This window comes from Microbacterium sp., from assembly GCF_047607465.1.
Classification (GTDB): domain Bacteria; phylum Actinomycetota; class Actinomycetes; order Actinomycetales; family Microbacteriaceae; genus Microbacterium.
This window is the reverse complement of sequence record NZ_JASGCY010000092.1, coordinates 1-19,708: the sequence shown is the minus strand read 5'-3', so window position 1 is coordinate 19,708 and position 19,708 is coordinate 1. Positions and strand designations below refer to the sequence as shown.

The 19,708-nt window shown below is 70.9% G+C and carries 16 protein-coding genes, 1 tRNA gene and 2 pseudogenes; 15 read left to right on the top strand and 4 right to left on the bottom strand.

The features are described from left to right. Positions 1-16 precede the first annotated feature (16 nt). From trmB to QM568_RS13285, 5 genes and pseudogenes are all read left to right on the top strand, one after another. Positions 17-742 carry a tRNA (guanosine(46)-N7)-methyltransferase TrmB gene (trmB, locus tag QM568_RS13305; protein WP_415139629.1) on the top strand — a complete coding sequence of 242 codons (726 nt, stop codon included), beginning with the start codon at positions 17-19 and terminating at the stop codon, positions 740-742. Beyond that, entirely contained in the window at positions 739-1,632 is an 894-nt protein-coding gene (locus QM568_RS13300) for a CPBP family intramembrane glutamic endopeptidase (protein WP_415139627.1), read from the top strand. The genes trmB and QM568_RS13300 overlap by 4 nt, the downstream gene beginning before the upstream one ends. Before the next feature lie 35 nt (positions 1,633-1,667). After that, a complete protein-coding gene (locus QM568_RS13295; RefSeq protein WP_415139625.1) occupies positions 1,668-2,060 on the top strand; it encodes a DUF1304 domain-containing protein in 393 nt (130 codons plus the stop codon). Between the two features lie 105 nt (positions 2,061-2,165). Beyond that, positions 2,166-2,432, top strand: a complete 267-nt coding sequence (locus tag QM568_RS13290) for a hypothetical protein (RefSeq protein ID WP_415139623.1) — start codon at positions 2,166-2,168, stop codon at positions 2,430-2,432. After that, positions 2,330-3,055, top strand: a pseudogene (locus QM568_RS13285) (zeta toxin family protein); the annotation flags it as partial. The gene QM568_RS13290 and the pseudogene QM568_RS13285, both read left to right, overlap by 103 nt. Positions 3,056-3,187: 132 nt before the next feature. On the opposite strand, the gene QM568_RS13280 reads toward QM568_RS13285, so the two are convergent. Continuing rightward, positions 3,188-4,417 carry an IS110 family transposase gene (locus tag QM568_RS13280; protein WP_415139621.1) on the bottom strand — a complete coding sequence of 410 codons (1,230 nt, stop codon included), beginning with the start codon at positions 4,415-4,417 and terminating at the stop codon, positions 3,188-3,190. A 278-nt stretch (positions 4,418-4,695) separates the two neighbouring features. Here QM568_RS13280 and QM568_RS13275 point away from each other — a divergent pair, with 278 nt between their 5' ends. Further along, a complete protein-coding gene (locus tag QM568_RS13275) occupies positions 4,696-5,673 on the top strand; it encodes an ABC transporter ATP-binding protein (RefSeq protein ID WP_415139619.1) in 978 nt (325 codons plus the stop codon). A gap of 85 nt (positions 5,674-5,758) precedes the next feature. Here QM568_RS13275 and QM568_RS13270 read toward each other — a convergent pair. Both QM568_RS13270 and QM568_RS13265 read right to left on the bottom strand, forming a co-directional pair. Beyond that, a tRNA-Arg gene (locus tag QM568_RS13270) sits at positions 5,759-5,831 on the bottom strand. Between the two features lie 16 nt (positions 5,832-5,847). Further along, a complete protein-coding gene (locus QM568_RS13265; RefSeq protein ID WP_415139617.1) occupies positions 5,848-6,651 on the bottom strand; it encodes an SGNH/GDSL hydrolase family protein in 804 nt (267 codons plus the stop codon). A gap of 70 nt (positions 6,652-6,721) precedes the next feature. Here QM568_RS13265 and argS point away from each other — a divergent pair, with 70 nt between their 5' ends. The 5 genes from argS (at position 6,722) to QM568_RS13240 (ending at position 14,337) form a co-directional block, all read left to right on the top strand. Then, positions 6,722-8,386, top strand: coding sequence for an arginine--tRNA ligase (gene argS / locus QM568_RS13260; protein ID WP_415139615.1), 1,665 nt, complete (start codon positions 6,722-6,724; stop codon positions 8,384-8,386). A 4-nt stretch (positions 8,387-8,390) separates the two neighbouring features. Next, the gene (locus tag QM568_RS13255; protein WP_415139613.1) at positions 8,391-9,149 is read left to right on the top strand and encodes a DUF2993 domain-containing protein; all 759 of its coding nucleotides are present in this window, start codon (positions 8,391-8,393) and stop codon (positions 9,147-9,149) included. Between the two features lie 78 nt (positions 9,150-9,227). Continuing rightward, the gene (locus QM568_RS13250) at positions 9,228-9,932 is read left to right on the top strand and encodes a TetR/AcrR family transcriptional regulator (protein WP_415139611.1); all 705 of its coding nucleotides are present in this window, start codon (positions 9,228-9,230) and stop codon (positions 9,930-9,932) included. Further along, positions 9,932-12,613: an ABC transporter ATP-binding protein/permease gene (locus tag QM568_RS13245; RefSeq protein ID WP_415139609.1), complete on the top strand. Its 2,682-nt coding sequence runs from the start codon at positions 9,932-9,934 to the stop codon at positions 12,611-12,613. Before QM568_RS13250 ends, QM568_RS13245 begins: the two co-directional genes overlap by 1 nt. Next, positions 12,610-14,337, top strand: a complete 1,728-nt coding sequence (locus tag QM568_RS13240) for an ABC transporter ATP-binding protein (RefSeq protein ID WP_415139607.1) — start codon at positions 12,610-12,612, stop codon at positions 14,335-14,337. Before QM568_RS13245 ends, QM568_RS13240 begins: the two co-directional genes overlap by 4 nt. Positions 14,338-14,369: 32 nt before the next feature. On the opposite strand, the gene QM568_RS13235 is transcribed toward QM568_RS13240, so the two are convergent. Next, on the bottom strand, positions 14,370-15,404 hold the full coding sequence (locus QM568_RS13235; RefSeq protein ID WP_415139605.1) for a YhjD/YihY/BrkB family envelope integrity protein: 1,035 nt from the start codon (positions 15,402-15,404) through the stop codon (positions 14,370-14,372). Between the two features lie 118 nt (positions 15,405-15,522). Between QM568_RS13235 and lysA the strand changes: the two genes are divergently transcribed. The 4 genes and pseudogenes from lysA to QM568_RS13215 form a co-directional block, all read left to right on the top strand. Beyond that, on the top strand, positions 15,523-16,938 hold the full coding sequence (lysA, locus tag QM568_RS13230) for a diaminopimelate decarboxylase (protein ID WP_415139603.1): 1,416 nt from the start codon (positions 15,523-15,525) through the stop codon (positions 16,936-16,938). Positions 16,939-16,990: 52 nt separating this feature from the next. Then, entirely contained in the window at positions 16,991-18,298 is a 1,308-nt protein-coding gene (locus QM568_RS13225; protein WP_415139601.1) for a homoserine dehydrogenase, read from the top strand. Between the two features lie 2 nt (positions 18,299-18,300). Then, complete coding sequence (gene thrB / locus QM568_RS13220) at positions 18,301-19,230, top strand: homoserine kinase (RefSeq protein WP_415139599.1); 930 nt, start codon at positions 18,301-18,303, stop codon at positions 19,228-19,230. A 178-nt stretch (positions 19,231-19,408) separates the two neighbouring features. Further along, positions 19,409-19,708, top strand: a pseudogene (locus QM568_RS13215) (transcription termination factor Rho); the annotation flags it as partial.

Below are 19,708 nucleotides of genomic sequence, written 5' to 3'. Positions count from 1 at the left end.
CCGGTACCCTGGAAGAATGCCCGAACCCCGTACCTTCCGTGATGAGCCGGTGTCGTTCGTGCGCCGCAGCGGACGGATGTCCGATGCGCAGGAGCGGGCCTTCGAGGAGCTCGCGCCGCTCTACCTGCTGGACGTGCCCCGCGACGTCGCCTGGACCTCCGTGCATCCCCAGGCCCGCCTCGATCCGGCATCCGAATACGGTCGAGACGCCGACCTGTACGTCGAGATCGGCTCCGGGCAGGGGCACGCCATCGTCGCGGCGGCCTCATCGCGTCCAGGAGACGACTTCCTCGCGGTGGAGGTCTTCCGCGCCGGCCTCGCTCGCACGATGCTCGACGCCGATCGTGCCGGGGCCCGCAACCTGCGCGTCGTCGAGGCGAACGCACCCGAGGTGCTCTCCTCGTATCTGCCCGAGGGTGCGGCGTCCGAGGTGTGGATCTTCTTCCCCGATCCGTGGCACAAGAAGAAGCACACCAAGCGCCGGCTCGTCCGCGACGGCTTCGGCGCCACCGCAGCCCGCGCGCTGCGGGACGGGGGTCTGCTGCGCCTGGCCACCGACTGGGAGGAGTACGCGCTGCAGATGCGCGACGTGCTCGACGCGGACCCGCTGTTCGAGCGCACGTTCGAGGGGGAGTGGGCGGCACGGTTCGACGGCCGGGTGATGACGGCGTTCGAGCGCAAGGGGATCGTCAAGGGGCGGGAGATCCGCGACCTCGTGTACCGGCGCGTCGCACGGGCATGACGACGGGGGACGGCGTCGCGGACGTCCGGCCCGCGATCGCGCCCGCGCTGCTCGTCTGCGCCGCCGCGCCCGCCTTCTTCGTGCTGCGGACCGCCTGGCTCGGATGGGTGCTCCTCGCGGCGGGTCTCGGCCTCGCCTGGCTCATCGAGCGCCGCCGCAGGGCCGTCCCCGACCGGGTCGTGAGCATGGGAGCACGCCGCGAGACCGCGCAGGAGATCGGCATCCGCCGAGCGCCCTCTCTCACCCGCGACCTCTCGCTGATCGCGCTGGGTCTGCTCATCGTCAGCGTCATTCCGCTCGCCGCCGAGCTCGACGACCTGGCGATGCTGCGGTTCACGCTGGCGCTGGGCAGCGCCGTGGCCGTGCCCTATCTCGTGTCGCGGTACGTCTTCCGCGACAGGGCGATCGGCTTTCCGTGGCGCGCCCGCCGCCCTTGGAGTCGCCTGCAGTGGGGATGGCTGATCGCCGTGATCGCGCTGGGATGGCTGATCCTGCCGTTCTACTTCATCACCAGCGGGGTCTACCAGAACTGGCCGGTCGTGGACACGCCGTCGCTGATCGCGCGGCTGTTCGTCGGCGTGGGGGCCGTCGGCATCTGGGACGAGCTGTTCTTCATCTGCACGGTGTTCGCGCTGCTGCGCCGGCATTTTTCGGATGCCGCGGCGAACGTCCTCCAGGCGATCGTCTTCGTGTCGTTCCTCTGGGAGCTGGGCTATCAGGCATGGGGGCCCGTGCTGACGATCCCGTTCGCCCTGCTGCAGGGGTTCATCTTCGTTCGCACGCATTCGCTCGCATACGTCGTCACCGTGCATCTGCTCTTCGACGCGGTCGTGTTCGGCGTGCTCGTGCATGCGCACAACCCTGGTCTGCTGCCGGTGTTCCTCCTCTGAACCCCGACTCTGAACCCCGATGGCAGAATCGAGTCATGCTCATCATCGGACTCGTCCTGGCCGCTGCTGCCGCCGCCTTCCACGTCTTCATCTTCGCGCTCGAGTCGCTGAAGTGGACCGAACCGGAGACGCGGAAGATCTTCGGCGTGCGCAGCGAAGCGGATGCCGTCACGATGAAGCAGCTCGCCTTCAACCAGGGGTTCTACAACCTGTTCCTGGCGCTGACGGCCCTCCTCGGTATCGGGCTCGTGATCGTCGGCGCGCAGACCGTCGGGCTCACGCTCGTGTTCGCCGGGACCGGCATGATGCTCGCGGCCGCTCTCGTGCTCGTGCTCTCCGATCGCTCGAAGGCGCGCGCCGCGGCGATGCAGGGCACGCTGCCGCTGCTCGCCGTCGGCGTCACCGCGATCGGCCTCGCGCTCGCGTGAGCGCGGCGGTGCGCCGTCGCGGGTACCTCGATCAGCGCGCCGGGCGCTCCGAGGGCGCTGTCGGAGGCGCGGCGTACACTGGAGAGGTAGATGCAAGGGGATCTCATGGCTAAGACGGCAGTCGCCCCCGAGATCGTGGATTTCGACCCGATGATCTACGACATCATGCGCGAGACGGCAACAGAGTTGCGCGGGGCGTACATCTGGCTCGCGCGGAATGCTGACACGGATGCTGCCCGCGAGGCAGCCACGGCTGCGCATATCGCCCTGTGGCAGGACGTGAACAGCGTGCGTGGTTCGGACTTCGCGACGATCACGGCGAAGACCGAAGAGTACCGGTCGCGTCTGCGCCAACTGCGCGCGACGGCGTGAGTTGGAGGGATGATCTCAGCGCGGACGAGCTGCGCGAGATCTTCGATCGGGACATCGCGCCCACACTGACTACCGGTGGCGCCGCCGAGCTGCACCCTTCCGTCGTCTTCGTCGGCGCCCAGCCGGGAGCCGGCAAGTCGCGTGCGATCGCGGACGTACACAGCGACCGGCCCGGTGCGGTGCCCGTCATCGGTGACGATCTACGTGCCTTCCATCCGGACTACGATGCCCTGATGCGCAGCGACCCGCTCGCCATGCCGCACGTTACCGCGCAGGCCTCCGGCGCGTGGGTCGGCATGGCCGCCGACTACCTCCGCGCAGAGCGCCGCAGCGTCATCCTGGAGACGACGATGCGGCAACTCCCCGTGGTCGAGGCCACGGCGGCCGCGTTCCGCGCGGAAGGCTACCGGGTCGAAGCGCGCGTGCTCGCCGTTCCGGGCGCCGTCTCCGCTCTCGGGACCGTCACGCGCTACCTCGGGGACGGTTCTGGTACGGATCTGAACCGGTGGACGCCCTCTGCTGCGCACGAGAGCGCCTATGAAGCTGCGCCGAGGACGGTGGAGCAGCTGGTCGACCGCGGCCTCGTCGACCACGTCACCGTTGTCATGCGCGGCGGGGGCATTCTCCATGACCGCGCCGTGACGGCCGAGACCGCTCACCGAACGGGCGCCGAAGTGCCTGCGGCGATCGAGGCCGGCCGAAGCACGGCGGCGATGACCGGGCGGGCAGGCCACGAATGTGTCCCTATGGTTTTGTCAAGCTGCGGCGGGGAGTTCCTCGTGGTTGCGGGGCTGGTAGAGCGTGCCGGTCTTGAGCATGGCGTGGATGACGTCGCAACGACGTCGGGCCAGGCAGATGACTGCGGCGTTGTGCTTCTTCCCCTGGGCGCGTTTGCGTTGGTAGTAGGCGGCCGATTCGGGGTCGCAGGTGGAGGCGACCCAGGCGGAGCGGAACAGGGCGTTCTTGAGTTGCTTGTTGCCGGATCTGGCGGGATGTTCGCCGCGGATCGATTTCCCGGAGCGGCGTGTCACGGGGGCGATGCCGGCGTAGGCGGCGAGGTGTCCTGCGGTCGGGAATGCGGAGGCGTCTCCGATGGCCAGGAGGATGGTGGCTGCCGTCTTGGTCCCGACTCCTGGCATCGAGATCAAGACGTCGCGAAGAGGGAAGTCATCAAGCAGCCTCTCGACCTCGGCGGCGAGCTCGGCGCGCTGGGTTTTGAGTGTCTTGATCTGTTCCGCGACGCGGGGCACGATCGTCTCGACTGCGGCGGTGCCGATCACTGTCACGGTCTGCTGTCCGAGCGCGGCGAACACGTCGTCGACGAGCTTGTCGACTCCGCGGTGCTTGGTCTTCCGCGCCCACGCCTTCACTCTTGCCGGTCCCGCCTTCGCGAGCCCAGTCGGGCCGCCGTAGTGGGCCAGCAGGTCGAGGGAGAGCTTGTTGGTCAGCCTCGTGCCCGCGAACATGCGCTCCAGCGCGGGGTGGATCTGCAGCAGCAGGGACCGGAGCCGGTTGATCGATCGGGTGGACTCGCGGGCGAGGTCGTCGTCATATCCGGCGAGTACCTTCAAGGACGCGAGCACCTCGCTGTCGCGGTCGACGGCTCGCAGCGTGTCAGGCATCTTCAGTGCCGTCGTCGCGATGACGAACGCGTCTCTCGCGTCGGTCTTCGCGTCGCCGGGCAGCAGCTGGGCGGCCTTGCGCATCGCCAGACCGGGCAGGTAGGCGACCTCGCAGCCCGAGTCCCGTGCGACGGCGACAGCCAGAGCGCCGATTGTGTTGGGCTGGTCCACGACCACCAGCACCCTGCCGTGTCGTTGCAGGCCGGTGAACACCTCACGGAGCTTTGTCTCGTCCTGCGGCAGCGGCTTGTCGAACAACCGGTTCCCGGCGTGGTCGAGCGCGCACGCGTGGTGCTCTTCCTTGCCGACATCCAAGCCGCACCACACCTGGATGTCCGTCGTATCGATCAGCTGCTCGACCATCCGCGCCGGGCCTCCTCGTCTTGTCGTTCCCGGCCGCTGTCACGACGTCCGGTCCTGGCACCCACATTACGAAGAGACCTGAACCGCGAGCGGTTCGGCCGTGTCCCTATCAGCAGTCACCCGACGCCTCTGCGACCGGCGACAACACCCCCGGATCATACGAACGACAGGGCAAGACAGTCATACCGGTCCCAGCGACCAACCCCGGCCATCGGGGTCACTCAGAAAGGTAATGGGGTGTCGCCGTCCACGCATTTCGTACTCGCACCGTGCGGAGCATGCTCAATGCCCGGCTCAACGTCGGCGAATGCCTGAGCCTGGCCGCCGTTCTCGTCGTCGGCTTCGTCCTCATCGACCACGGTGTCTCGACCGTCGGCGCCGCGACCACCGCGATGCTGCTCGTGCTGCGTCTGCTCGGGCCGATCAACCAACTGCTGTTCGTTCTCGACACCCTCCAGTCCGCCCTCGCATCGCTGAACCGCATGATCGGTGTCGTCGCCCTTCCCGACGATACGACCCTGCCGGCGGCGGAAAGCGACACCAGCGCACGGCTCCGCAACGTCACGTTCCGGTACGGCGATCACCCGTGTGTGCTCGACGACATCACGCTGGAGATCCCGGCCGGCCAGCGTATGGCCGTCGTCGGCGCATCCGGCGCGGGCAAGACCACCCTCGTTGCGGTGATCGCCGGCAGCCACCAGCCCGAATCCGGGAGCGTCGTCCGGCCGCACCGCACGGCGGTCATCACACAGGAGACGCATGTGTTCGCCGGGACTCTGCGCGACAACCTCATCCTCGCCGCCCCCGATGCCACCGACTCCGACATCCGCACCGCGCTTGATGCGACCAGGTCAACGGGGCTGTTCGACGCGTTGCCCGAAGGTCTCGACACCATCGTCGGCAACGGCGGACATGCCCTCACCGATGCGCAGGCCCAGCAGGTCGCGCTCGTCCGGCTGCTGCTCGCCGACCCTGATCTGGCGATCCTCGACGAGGCCACCGCCGAGGCCGGCTCCGCCCACGCCGACCTGCTCGACAGGGCGGCCGACGCGGTGCTGGCCGGTCGCACGGGACTCGTGATCGCTCACCGGCTCTCGCAGGCCGGGACCTGTGACCGGATCGTCGTGATGGAGCACGGCCGCATCACCGAGCAAGGCACCCACGACGAGCTCGTCGCCAGCGGCGGCACCTACGCCGAACTGTGGCAGACCTGGAGCGCCGCTCGTGGTGAGGACCTGGTGCACGGAGTTCAATGAAAGCCCCCGGCCGCTGGCCGGAGGCTTCCACAACATGAGCTCTGTCACGACTCATCAGCGACCTCTGTCGCGACTCATCACAAAGTGCCCCCGGAGGGATTCGAACCCCCGACCTACGGTACCGGAAACCGGCGCTCTATCCCCTGAGCTACGGAGGCGCACGGAAAGACACTATCACTGGTTCGGCGCGGTCTCAGACCCGTCGGCGACGGTCAGCGGCGCCGCCTCGAGATCGGCGAGATCGGCGGCGAGGCGCTCGGCGAGGTAGCGGTGCCCCGCGGTGGACGGATGCTTGCGCCCCGCCTCCACATCGATCACGTCGAGGTAGTTCGCCGCGGTGATCCATTCCTCGCTGATGGGGGAGATGTACCACCAGCCGCGTTCGTCGGCGACGGCCGCGAGGTCGCGATCGATGCGGGCCGTCCCCGCACCCACTGGCAGCTCGTGCGGAGCCGGCCCCAGGATCACGACCTGCGCCTCCGGGTACACGGCGGCCATCGCGTCCCATGCGGACCGCACGGCTTCGCGATAGCCGTCCTCGCCGAGGTCGCGGTCGTTGATCGATCCCTGGATGATCACCAGATCAGGGTCGAGGGCGGGATCGAGCGCGGCGATGCGCTCGCCGAAGGCGGGCCCGTCGACCCCCGGCGTCAGATATCCGCTGCCGCGGACGCCGTTCACGACGGTCGTGCCGTCGATCAGGTCGGCGAGCACGTAGGCGTACCCTTCCGTTGGCACGGTGGCGGCGGATCCGTACGTCCAGGAGTCCCCGAAGACGAGGACGGACGGATGCGCGGGAAGCGCGAGCGGGGCGGGACCCATCGTCACCGTCTCGTCCGATCCGGCACCGGCGACCGCAGTGACGGGCGCGGCGGCCGTCCACGGCCGCCACATCCCCAGCGCCACCGCGGCGATCGCCAGCACAGCGGCCCCCGCCAGCAACGCGGGCAGCGACCGGCGGCGGGATGCGGCGTTCATGGCACGACTGTAGATCACGGCATCCGCTCTGCAAACTCCACTGTCCAGGCGCGCCTAAACTGGAGGGTCTATGAACCCTGACACGCTCGCCGCAGCCCTCCTTGCCGTCCTCGCACCGATTGCCGACGAGCGACGTCCCGGCGAGCCGCTCGGACTCACCGCCGCCGACATCGTCTTCGAGCGCCCGCGCAACCGCGACCACGGCGACTGGTCATCGAACATCGCGATGCGCCTGGCCAAGCCGCTTGGCGCGAACCCGCGCGAGCTCGCCCAGCAGATCGCCGACGGCCTCGCCGCCGTCGACGGCGTCGCCAGCGCCGAGGTCGCAGGTCCAGGGTTCATCAACATCCGTCTCGACGCCGCCGCCGCCGGAGCGCTCGCCCGGACGATCGTCGAGGCGGGCGACGCATACGGTCACAACGACTCGCAGCAGGGCGTGTCCGTCAACGTGGAGTTCGTCTCCGCGAACCCGACCGGCCCGCTGCACATCGGCCACACCCGCTGGGCGGCCCTCGGCGACGCGATCGTGCGCCTGCTGCTGGCCAGCGGCGCGAACGCCGTGCGGGAGTACTACATCAACGACGCCGGTGCGCAGATGGAGCGCTTCGCGCACTCCGTGCTGGCGGCGGCGAAGGGCGAGCCGACCCCGGAGGGAGGCTACCCGGGCGCGTACATCGCCGCCCTCGCCGCGCGCGTGCTCGAGGCACGCCCCGATCTGCTCGGACTCCCAGAGGGCGAGCAGGTCGTCGTCGCGCGCGACCTCGCCTACGAGTACCAGCTCGCCGAGATCAAGGGCTCGCTCGAGCGCTTCAACGTGCCCTTCGACGTCTGGTTCTCCGAGCGCACGCTCCACGCCCCCGGTCCCGACGGTGCGAGCCTCATCGATCAGGCCGTCGATCGGCTGCGCGAGCAGGGGCACGTCTTCGACGAGGACGGCGCCGTCTGGGTGCGCACCACCGACTTCGGCGACGACAAGGATCGCGTCATCCGCCGCTCGAACGGCGAGTACACCTACTTCGCCGCCGACGCCGCCTACTACCTGAACAAGGGCGACCGCGGCTTCGAGAACAAGATCTACCTGCTGGGCGCCGATCACCACGGCTACGTGCATCGACTCAAGGCGGTCGCCGGCGCTGCGGGCGACGATCCGGAGAAGAACATCGAGGTGCTGATCGGCCAGCTCGTGTCGATCCGCGGGGCGCGCCTCAGCAAGCGTGCAGGCAACATCATCGAGATGGACGATCTGCAGGCCTGGATCGGCACCGACGCGCTGCGCTATGCCCTCGAGCGCTCTCCGGCCGACTCCCCGCTCGACCTCGACCCGGAGCTGCTGCAGAAGCGCACGAACGACAACCCGGTCTTCTACGTGCAGTACGCCCACGCGCGCACCCACAACGTGGCGCGCAATGCGGCCGACTCCGGCGTCGACCGCTCGGAGTTCGCCCCGGAGACGCTCACGCACGAGACCGAGGGCGCGCTGCTGGGGGCGTTGCAGGAGTTCCCGCGCATCGTCGGCTTCGCCGCCGAGGTCCGCGAGCCGCATCGCGTCGCCCGCTACCTCGAGGAGCTCGCCGGCCTCTACCACCGCTGGTACGACAACTGCCGCGTGATCCCGCAGGGAGACGACGAGATCGAGAGCGTGCACCGCACGCGTCTGTGGCTGAACGACGCCACAGGCCAGGTGCTGCGCAACGGCCTGGAGCTGCTCGGGGTCTCGGCCCCCGAGCGCATGTGATGCCATGACCTCAGCGGATGCCGTCGCCGCGCCGCGTCGCAGCCGGTGGCCCCGGGTACTGCTGATCGCGGTGCTCGTGCTCGCGGTGCTCGCCGTCGCGGCCGAGCTGATCGCGCGCAGCGTGCTCCCAGGGATCGTGCGCGGCATCGTGATCGAGCAGTTGGACCTGCCCGCCGATCAGCAGCTCGACGTGGCTGCCGACGGCGTGCTGCTGCCCCAGCTGATCGCGGGGAGCCTGAACGCGTTGCACCTGTCCTCGGAGCAGGTCACCATCGGAACCCTCACCGGGGCGGCCGAGGTTACAGCGCACGGCGTGCCGCTGCGCGGCGGTGATCTCGGATCGGCGAGCGGCACGGTGCGCATCGACGAGTCTCAGTTCGCGCCGTTCGTGCAGGCATCCGGGCTCCCGATCGAGAGCATCTCCCTCGCGGAGCCCGACGTGACCGCCGAGGGCAGTGTGTCGGTTCTCGGCATATCGCTGCCGCTGTCGCTGACCGTGACGCCCGAAGCGGATGCCGGAGAGCTCGTGCTGGTGCCGAAGGCGGCCACCATCGGCGGTTTCGAGCTCACCGCGGAGGAGCTGGAGATGCGCCTGGGCGAGCTCGGGGAGCAGCTCACGCAGCCGCAGTGGATCTGCATCGCCGACCGGCTGCCCGCTGGCATCCGGCTCACGGCGATCTCGGTGCAGGGCGCCGAGGTCGTGGCCGACTTCGACGTCGACGGCGCGGCCCTCTACGCCACAGGCAGCTGCCCCACGTCGTAATCCCCGCCACTCGTTCGCTCGGCACCGCGCGGCATGTTAGCCTTACCTTAGTTATAGGGGCTAACTCAGGAGGCGCGGGTGAGCGGTACGGCGACGAGCGCGCGTGTCGGCGGGCGACCGCGGCGCATCGAGCACGAGGACATCGTGCGCGCCGGCCGGCGGATCGGCATGCGCGAGCTCAGCCTGAACGCCGTCGCGGCCGCCCTGGGCGTGAGCTCGACCGCCCTCTACCGGCATGTCGACGGCCGCTGGGGGCTGGAGTCCCTCGTCGGGGAGAGCCTGCTCGCCGATCTGCGGCTCATCGACGACCCGCGGCACGACGTCGCCAGGCACCTGCTGTCCTTCGGCATCCAGCTGCGCGACTTCGTGCTGAGCCATCCGGGCCTTGCCGCCTACCTGCAGACCCTGTTCCCGCGCGGCGACGCCGGACGCGCGCTGATCGCACACGAGGTCGAGGCGCTGGGGCGGCGCGGGTACGCGCCCGATGCGGCGGTGGTGCTCAGCTCGTCAGTGGCCTCCGTGGCCATCGGATACGCCGCAGCGGAGGATCTGCAGCGCGAACGGGCGGACGGACTCGACCGCGCCCGCCTGAGCGCCGCCGCCGAGCTCGCCGCCGACGCCGAGCTCGGCGCGGCGCACGAGAGGCTCCCCGCCGTGGACTGGGACGACTACGTGCGCCTGCTGCTGTCAGCGGCGATCCGGGGACTCGTCGACGTCGCGCCACCAGGGCGCGCCGTCGCGGACGTCATCGCGGAGCTGCGCTCCGCGGGAGAGGGAATCTAATGGCCAGGAGAGGTTTCCAGGGCGCCGTGATGCGCAGCTTCGGGGCGCGCGATCACCGCATCACCGTCACCGGGAAGGAGCATCTCGCGCCGCATTTCCTGCGGGTGCGGATGCACTCGGACACCGTGTTCGAGGATGCCGTCCCCGATCCCACCGCCTGGCTGCGGTTCTGGTTCCCCGACCCCGAGGGGAGCGACGTCGAGTTCCAGCGCGGCTACACCTTCAGCGAGGCCGACGAGGCGAGCGGGGACTTCTCCATCGACTTCGTGCTGCACGAGCCGGCCGGACCCGCATCGGCCTGGGCACTGTCAGCGCAGCCCGGCGACGAGGTCGCTGCGATGTCGATGGGGTCGACGCGCTTCGTGCTACCAGAGGAGCTGCCAGCCGGCTACCTGCTGATCGGCGACTCCGCGGCCGTGCCCGCGATCAACACCATCCTGCCGGTGATCCCCGCGCAGGTGCCCATCGAGCTGTATCTCGAGGAGCATCACCCCGACGATCATCGGATTCCGCTCGCCTCGCACCCGATGCTGGCCGTGCACTGGGTTCCCCGCGGCGACGGGTCGGCGCTGGCGGCGGGGATCGAGACGCGCGACTGGTCGAACTGGAGCGCCTGGCTGGCGGGGGAGAGCACGACCCTGAAGCACGTCCGCGCCCGGCTGCGCGACGACTTCGGGTTCCCGAAGGGCGAGATCACCGCGCAGGCGTACTGGATCCACGGGCGGGCGATGGGCAAGCGCCGCGACGGCGAGAAGGAGCAGGCGGCGGGGGCCGCCGAGACCCTGACGTCGGCGCAGGCGGAGGAAACAGCCGCGTCCGTTCCCGTCGCCGCTGAGTCCGTGACGGCGCCGGCCGCGTCCGAACCGGCCGCCTCCGAGCCCACCGCGTCCGAACCGGCCACGGCGCCGAGCGCCCCCGCCGGGCGGTGGCGCTCCCAGGCGGCGGGCAGGCTGCTGGCCCCGCTGAAGGGCACCCTGATCGCGGCCGGTGTGGTGCAGGGTGTCGTCACGGTGCTGCAGCTGGCGCCCTTCGTGCTGCTCGTCGAGCTCGCCCGGCTGCTGCTGGCCGGGGCCGAGGCTCAGGCGCTGTGGACCGTCGGCATCCTGGCCGCCGCACTGCTGGCCCTCGGCGCCCTGCTGGAGTCGGCGCTGCTGCTGTGGATGCACGCGGTCGACGCCCGCTTCGAGCGCGACCTGCGCCGCCGCCTGCTGGACAAGCTGTCCCGGCTGCGGCTGGGCTGGTTCGCCGAGCGCGGCTCCGGCGGGGTGAAGGGCATCGTCCAGGACGACACCCTGGGGCTGCACTATCTGGTCACGCACGCGATCCCCGATGCGGTGTCAGCCGTGATCGCCCCGATCGCAGTGCTGGTGTACATGTTCGTGGTCGACTGGCGGCTGGGGCTGGTGCTGTTCCTGCCGGTGCTGGTCTACATCGTCAGCATGTGGGTGATGGTGATCCAGTCTGGGGCGAAGATCGGCCAGGCGCAGCGCTGGGCCGAGCGGATGAACGACGAGGCCGGGGCGTATCTGGCCGGCCAGCAGATCGTGCGCGTGTTCGGCGGCGCGGCCGGCTCCTCCTTCCGGCGCCGGCTGGACGGGTACATCGCCTTCCTCGGCGAGTGGCAGCGTCCCTTCATCGGCGCGAAGACCGTGATGGATCTCGCCAACCGGCCAGGCACCTACCTGTGGCTGATCGCGCTGTTCGGCACGCTGCTGGTCGCCACCGGCGGCATGGACCCGGTCTCCCTGCTGCCGTTCCTGCTGCTCGGCACGACCTTCGGCGCGCGGCTGCTGGGCATCGGCTACGGGCTGTCCGGCATCCGCGACGGCATCCTCGCCGCCCGCCGCATCGGTGTCGTGCTCGACGAAACTGAGCTCGACGTGCGTCCAGGAACCCCCGCAGAAGGTGTCTCGGCCGGGCGGGTGGAGTTCGACGGCGTGCGCTTCGAGTACCGTCCCGGCGTGCCGGTGCTGAAGGACGTCACCGCCGTGCTGGAACCCGGCACCGTGACGGCTCTGGTCGGCCCGTCCGGGTCGGGGAAGTCGACGCTGGCCGGGCTGCTCGCCCGCTTCCACGACGTCACGGGTGGCGCGGTCCGCATCGGCGGAGACGACGTCCGCTCGCTCGATGCCGACGAGCTGTACCGGCGGGTCGGGTTCGTCTTCCAGGACGCCCAGATCGTGCACGCCACGGTTCACGAGAACATCGCCCTCGCCGTGCCGGATGCCGACCGGGCGGCGGTGGAGGCCGCCGCCCGCGCCGCGCGGTTGCACGAGCGCATCCAGCGGATGCCGGAGGGCTACGACACCGTCCTCGGCCCCGACGCCGCGCTCTCCGGCGGCGAGCGGCAGCGGCTCACGATCGCCAGGGCGCTGCTCGCCGACGCGCCCGTCCTGGTGCTCGACGAGGCCACGGCCTTCGCCGACCCCGAGTCGGAGTACCAGGTGCAGCGCGCGATCGACGAGCTCACCCGCGGCCGCACCGTGCTCGTCATCGCGCACCGGCTGCACACCATCACGGGCGTCGACCGCATCCTCGTGCTCGAGCAGGGCGAGCTGGTGGAGAGCGGCACGCACGCCGAGCTCCTCGAGGCCGGCGGCGCCTACCGCCGGCTGTGGGATGCCAGGGTCTCCGGCGGCGTCGCCGGAGACGAAGAACGAACCTCGGAGGTTACCCGATGATCCGCACCTTCCTCGGCCTCATCCCGGCCGCCGACCGCGGCCGGCTCGGGGCCTACCTCGTGCTCTCGGTGCTGTCCGTGATCCTGCGCGCGATCGGAGCCGTGCTCTTCGTCCCGCTGCTGACCGCGCTGTTCGGCCCGGCGCCCGCCGACGCCTTCGTCTGGGTCGGGGTGCTCACCGCCGTCACCGTCGCAGGCTGGGCGGTGGACGCCGGCGCCGCCCGCCTGGGCTTCGCCCTCGGCTTCGCACTGCTCGACGAGGCGCAGCACGCGATCGCCGAGCACGTCGTGCGCATCCGCCTGGCCTGGTTCGACGCAGCGAACACCGCTACGGCTCGACAGGCGATCGCCGCGACCGGTCCCGACCTGGTCGGGCTCGTCGTGTACCTGTTCACTCCGCTGCTCGGCGCTCTGCTGCTGCCGGTCGCGATCGGGCTGGCGCTGCTGCCGATCGCCTGGCCGCTGGGACTCGCGGCGCTCGCCGGGGTCCCCGTGCTGCTGGGCGCGCTGTGGGCGTCCGGCCGGATCGTCCGCCGGGCCGACGCGGAGGCCGCAGAGGCGAACAGCGACGTGACCGAGCGGATCGTGGAGTTCGCGCGCACCCAGGCCGCCCTGCGCGCGGCGCGCAGGGCGGACTCCGCCCGCAGCCTCGCCGGCCACGCGCTGGACGCCCAGCACGGCTCGCTGCTGCGCCTGGTGCTCATGCAGATCCCGGGGCAGATCCTGTTCAGCCTTGCCAGCCAGCTCTGCCTCGTGCTGCTCGCCGGCGTCACGACCGTGCTGACCGTGGGCGGCGACATCGGCGTGCCGGCGGCGATCGCCCTGATCGTGGTGATCGTCCGTTATCTCGAGCCGATCACGATGCTCGGCGCCCTCGCGCCGGCGCTGGAGAGCACCCTCGGCACCGTACGCCGCATGCGGGCGGTGCTCGCCGCACCGACGGATGTCGAAGGAGATGCCGTCCTCGACGTCGATGCCGCTGTGAGCATCGAGTTCCAGGATGTCGTCTTCCGCTACACGGATGACGGGCCCGCGGTGCTGGACGGCGTGAGCTTCACGCTCGACGCCGGCGGATCGACGGCACTGGTCGGGCCGTCCGGCTCGGGCAAGAGCACGGTGCTGGCGCTGATCGCGGGCCTGCGGATGCCGACGGCGGGACGTGTGCTGGTGGGCGGCGTCGATGTCGCCGAGCTGAGCGCGGAGGCCAGGCGGGCGCTGGTGACGGCGGTGTTCCAGCATCCGTCCCTGTTCGACGCGACCATCGCGGAGAACGTGCGGGTCGGCCGCGCCGACGCCTCGGACGACGAAGTGGCCGCCGCGCTGGAGGTGGCCAGGGCCCGAGAGGTCGCGGAGCGGCTCGGCGACGGGACGGTCGGGGAGGGCGGCGGAAGTCTCTCCGGTGGCGAGCGCCAACGGGTGAGCATCGCCCGCGCCCTGGTCAAGCCCGCGCCGATCCTGCTGATCGACGAGGCCACCAGCGCGCTGGACACCGAGAACGAGGCCGCCGTCGTGCGCGCACTGGCGGACGAGCGACGACCGCGCACCCGGGTGATCGTCGCGCACCGCCTGGACAGCATCGCCGGCTGCGAACGCGCCGTGTTCCTCGAGGACGGACGGGTCATCGAGCAGGGGAGCGTCGAGGAGCTGCGCGCCGCAGGCGGACGCTTCGCATCGTTCTGGCGCGAGCAGGTCGCCAGCTCCGGCTGGCGGATCCGCGACCTCTGAGCCGGGTCGCCCACCGGGAGGCGGAGCAGAGGTCAGGAGCCGGATGCCGCGCGCTGAGCGGCGCGGAGCGCACGGCTCGCGGCCTGTGCATCCTGCTCCGCCAGCCGCAGGGTTTTCTGCGCGAGCGTGTCGGCGCCGTAGCGGGCGTGCACGCGGTCCTGCCGCTCGTCCTCGGCGGTGACGATCCAGGCGCTCGCGACGAGGATCACCTGCGCCGACAGGTTCAGCCAGAGCAGCAGGGCCAGCAGCGAGGCGAAGGAGGCCAGCAGCGGGTTCGACTTCGCGCCGCCCACGAACAGCCCGCTGAGCTCCTGCAGCACCAGCAGCGCCGCGCCGCCGATCAGTGCCCCTGACCACAGCGAGCGGGCCGCGGGCCGTAGCCCGGACAGCATCCGGAACGCGGCGGCGACCAGCACGGCATCCAGCGCCAGCACGACGAGGAGCGACAGCAGCCGCACCGTCCAGGAGACCCCGGCGGAGTCCTCAGGGAGCCCGAGCATCCCTGCCACCCAGCGCAGGACCGCTTCGCCCGCGAAGGTGAGTGCGGCCGAGACGAGGAAGGAGCCGCCGATGATCAGCGCGAGCGCGACGTTACGCACGATGACGCGGTACGCGGGCTCTTCCGCCACCGTCGTGCCGGCGATCGCGCCGATCGCGACCCGCAGCGAGCCGATGGCGCCCAGGGCCGAGCCGATCAGACCGACGAGCGAGACGATCCCGGTGATCGACAGCCCGGTCGGCACCAGAATCGCTTTGGGGTCGACGATGCCGGAGCCGTCCGAGGTCTTCAGCAGCCCGGGGACGGCGGTCTCAACGGCCGAGACGACCGCGTTCCAGGCGGTCTCGTTCCCAGCCAGCCACAGCGCGGCGATCGAGAATCCGAGCAGCACCCCGGCGAACACGCTGAAGAGCGCCCGGTAGGTCACGGCGTCGGCGAGCACCGGCCCACGCCGCTGGGAGTACAGCAGCCAGGCGCGCACCGCCCGCAGTCGCAGGGCGCGGCGGATCACCGCCGCGGACGCCCGTGCGAGGGGTCCCGGCCGCTTCGATCCGGATCCGGCGTTCACACCCTCACCCTAACCAGCGCGGCGGGAGGATGCCCGATCGGGCATGCCCGGTGCCCTAGAATCGGGTCAGCCTCGCTGTGCGCGATCCCGCCCGAGAATCATCCACGATTGGTGCTCCTTGCTCTCCCCTGTCGACTCGCTCGCCCCGGAATGGCTCGTCGTGCCCGACGACCCCAACGATCTCGCAGCCGCCGTGTGGCCGGCATCCGCCTCCCGCGGCGCCGACGGGGCCCTCGAGATCGCGGGCGTGAGCGCCACCGCCCTGGCGCAGACGTTCGGCACCCCCGTGCTGGTCCTCGACGAGGAGGAGGTCCGCGTCCGCGCCCGCGCGTTCCGCGCCGCCTTCGACGCCGCCGCTGCCGATCACGGCACCACGGCGCAGGTCTACTACGCCGGCAAGGCGTTCCTGTGCACCGCGGTCGCCCGCTGGGTGATCGAGGAGGGGCTCCGCATCGACGTGTGCACCGGCGGCGAGCTCGAGGTGGCCCTCGCCGCCGGCGTCGCCGCGGACCGCATCGGCTTCCACGGCAACAACAAGTCGGTGCCGGAGCTCGAACGCGCCGTCGAGGTCGGCGTCGGCACCATCGTCGTCGACAGCGAGATCGAGATCGAGCGGCTCGCCGCCATCGTCGCCCGGACGGGCGCGCGCCAGTGCGTGCTCGTGCGCGTCATCAGCGGTGTCCACGCCGAGACGCACGACTTTCTCGCGACCGCGCACGAGGATCAGAAGTTCGGTTTCCCGCTGGTGGATGCCGCGGCGGCCGTCGCCCGCATCCGCGAGATCGACGGGCTCGAGTTCGCGGGTCTGCACTGCCACATCGGCTCGCAGATCTTCGGCGTCGCGGGCTTCCGCGAGTCGGCATCGCGCGTGCTCGAACTGCTCGAGGCGCTGCGCGAGACGGGCCCGGTCCCGCAGCTGAACCTCGGCGGGGGCTTCGGCATCGCCTACACGCGCGTCGATGACCCGACGCCGATCGAGACGCTCGCCGGCGAGATCGTCGCGGCGGTGGCCGAGGGCTGCGCCGCGCGCGGCATCGAGATGCCAGCGCTGTCGTTCGAGCCGGGGCGCGCGATCGTCGGCACCGCCGGTGTGACGCTCTACGAGGTCGGCACGATCAAGGACGTGCAGCTCGGCTCCGGCGCCGTGCGCCGCTACCTCAGCGTCGACGGCGGCATGAGCGACAACGCCCGTCCCGCGCTGTACGGCGCGCAGTTCTCGGCGCGGCTCGCCTCGCGCCTCGGCATCGGCGAGGCGCGGCTGAGCCGTGTGGTCGGCAAGCACTGCGAAACGGGCGACATCGTCGTCGAACACGAGTACCTGCCCGCAGACGCAGCCCCCGGCGACCTGCTCGCGGTGCCGGCGACGGGCGCGTACTGCGCATCGCTCGCCAGCAACTACAACCACGTCCCCCGTCCACCGATCGTCGCCGTCCGCGACGGTCGCGCTCAGGTCATCGTCCGCGGCGAGACCATCGCCGACGTCCTCGGTCGCGACGTCGGGATCGTCCCGGCATCCGATCCGGTCGTACGCTGACCCGTCGCCGGCGCGAGCAGCCGGCGCTGACACTCTTCGAAGGAGCAACCCAATGACTGCCGAGTACCGACGACTGCGCGTGGCTCTGCTGGGAGCCGGTGCCGTCGGCTCCCAGGTGGCCGCACTCCTGCTGCGTCACGGCGACGAGCTCGCCGACCGCGCGGGCGCCGCGCTCGAGCTCGCCGGGATCGCCGTGCGCAACATCGACGCGCCCCGCGATGTCGACCTGCCCGCCGAGCTGTTCACCACGGATGCCGAATCGCTGATCCTCGGCGCCGACATCGTCATCGAGCTCATCGGCGGCATCGAGCCCGCCCGCACGAACATCCTGCTGGCGCTGGGCTCCGGCGCCGACGTCGTCACGGCGAACAAGGCGCTGCTGGCAACGCACGGCCCCGAGCTCTTCGAGGCGGCCGACCGCGTCGGCGCATCCGTGTACTACGAGGCGGCCGCCGCCGGTGCGATCCCGATCATCCGGCCGCTGCGCGACTCGCTCGCCGGCGACCGTGTCGTGCGGATCATGGGCATCGTCAACGGCACGACGAACTACATCCTCGACCGCATGGAGACCGAGGGCGCCGACTTCGCCGACGTCCTCGCCGACGCGCAGCGCCTCGGCTACGCCGAGGCAGACCCGACGGCCGACGTCGAAGGCTATGACGCGGCCCAGAAGGCGGCGATCCTCGCCAGCCTCGCCTTCCACACCGCTGTGCCGCTGGAGGCCGTGCACCGCGAGGGCATCACCTCGATCACCGCCTCGATGATCGACGAGGCGCGCGCGGCCGGGTTCGTGATCAAGCTGCTCGCGGTCTGCGAGCGCATCGAGGCGAACGGCGCCGAGTCCATCTCGGTGCGCGTCTACCCGGCGCTCGTGCCGCACTCGCACCCGCTCGCGAACGTGCACGGGGCGAACAACGCCGTGTTCGTCGAGGCCGAGGCCGCCGGCTCCCTCATGTTCTACGGTGCAGGCGCCGGCGGCGTGCAGACGGCCTCCGCCGTGCTCGGCGACGTCGTCTCCGCCGCCCGCCGCCACATCGCCGGCGGCGTCGGAGTCGGCGAGTCGACGAGGGCGAACCTGCCCGTCGTGCCGATCGGCCACGTCACGACGCGGTACCAGATCACGCTGCAGGTGTCGGATGCCGCCGGCGTGCTCGCCACGGTCGCAGGCATCCTCAGCGACGGCGGCGTCTCGGTCGCCACCGTCGTGCAGACCGTCGAGGGCGAGTCGGAGCCGACCGCCCGCCTCATCATCGGAACCCACCGCGCGACCGAAGGGGCTCTCAGCGCCACGGTCGACGCGCTCGCGCAGAGCACGGTCGTGGAGCGCGTGGTCTCGGTGCTGCGCGTGGAAGGCGAGTGACGATGCCGGTGGGGCGCACAGTACGGGTCACGGTCCCCGCGACCAGCGCGAACCTCGGTCCTGGCTTCGACACGCTCGGTCTGGCTCTCAGCGTCTACGACACCCTGGAGGTCACCGAGCTACCGGCCGGCGAGCTGGAGATCGAGGTCACGGGGTCCGGAGCCGCGGAGATCCCGCGCGACGGGTCCAACCTCATCGTCCGCACGGTCGCGCACGTGTACGCCGATCTCGGGCGCGAGATGCCCGGGCTGCGCATCGTCGCCGAGAACGGCGTGCCGCACGGCCGCGGGCTCGGCTCCTCTGGTGCAGCGGTGACCGCCGGCATCCTCGCCGCGAAGGGCCTGCTGGAGGGCGAGGTCGAGATCGGCGACGACGACCTGCTGCGGCTCGCCACCGAGATCGAGGGGCACCCCGACAACGTCGCACCGGCCCTGTTCGGCGGGCTGACGATCGCCTGGATGGGCGAGCGCGGCCCGCAGCACAAGAAGCTGCTGGTGCACCGCGGCGTCTCGCCGCTCGTGCTCGTGCCCTCGTACACGATGTCGACGTCGAAGGCCCGCTCGCTGCAGCCGCCGCAGGTGTCGACAGCGGATGCGGTCTTCAACGTCTCGCGCTCGGCGCTGCTCATCGCCGCGCTCATGCAGAGCCCTGAGCTGCTGCTGGACGCCACGGCCGACCGCCTGCACCAGGACTACCGCGCCGAGGCCATGCCCGAGACGCAACGGCTCGTCCAGGCGCTGCGCGCGGCCGGTTTCGCGGCCGTGGTCTCCGGCGCCGGCCCCAGCGTGCTGGTGCTCGCCGACGGCCCCGGAAGCCGCCAGGACGCCGTGGAGCTCGCCTCCTCTGTGACCGACACCCCGTGGGAGGCGTTGTTGCTCGCCATCGACGTGCGTGGTGGTACAGTGGGGGAACGAGCGGAGGGCTCCACGTAACAGCGTGAATCTGGCCCCAATGCAACTCTGCAGGACCCGCACGCAAACCCTTCAGGCCCAGCTCCATTGAGAGTTCTGTGCCAAGGCAGGCTGTCGCCGAGCGTCAGCCCGTGCGATCGTGCGCAGCACCCGTTGCGCGCGAAACGCTCATGTCTCCGAGACCAAAGAGGGAGTACTCGTGGAGAATTTCTCCGAGACCCAGAACGACTCGTCCGCCGCGAACGAGAACGCGGCACCGGCCGTCGACGTCGTGACCGAAGCACCCGCCCGCAAGCGCGCACCGCGCCGGGCGACCACCGCGACGGCGGCAGCCAGGGCCGAGAAGGCGGCAGCGGCCGCCGAGTCCGCGCCGACCGAGGCGGTTCCGGTCGCTGAGTCGGGAGAGAGCGCGCCCACGGCGAAGGCTCCGCGCCGCAGCCGCGCGAAGAAGGCGGATGCCGAGACCGCCGATGCCCCCGCCGCCGACGCGCCCGCAGCT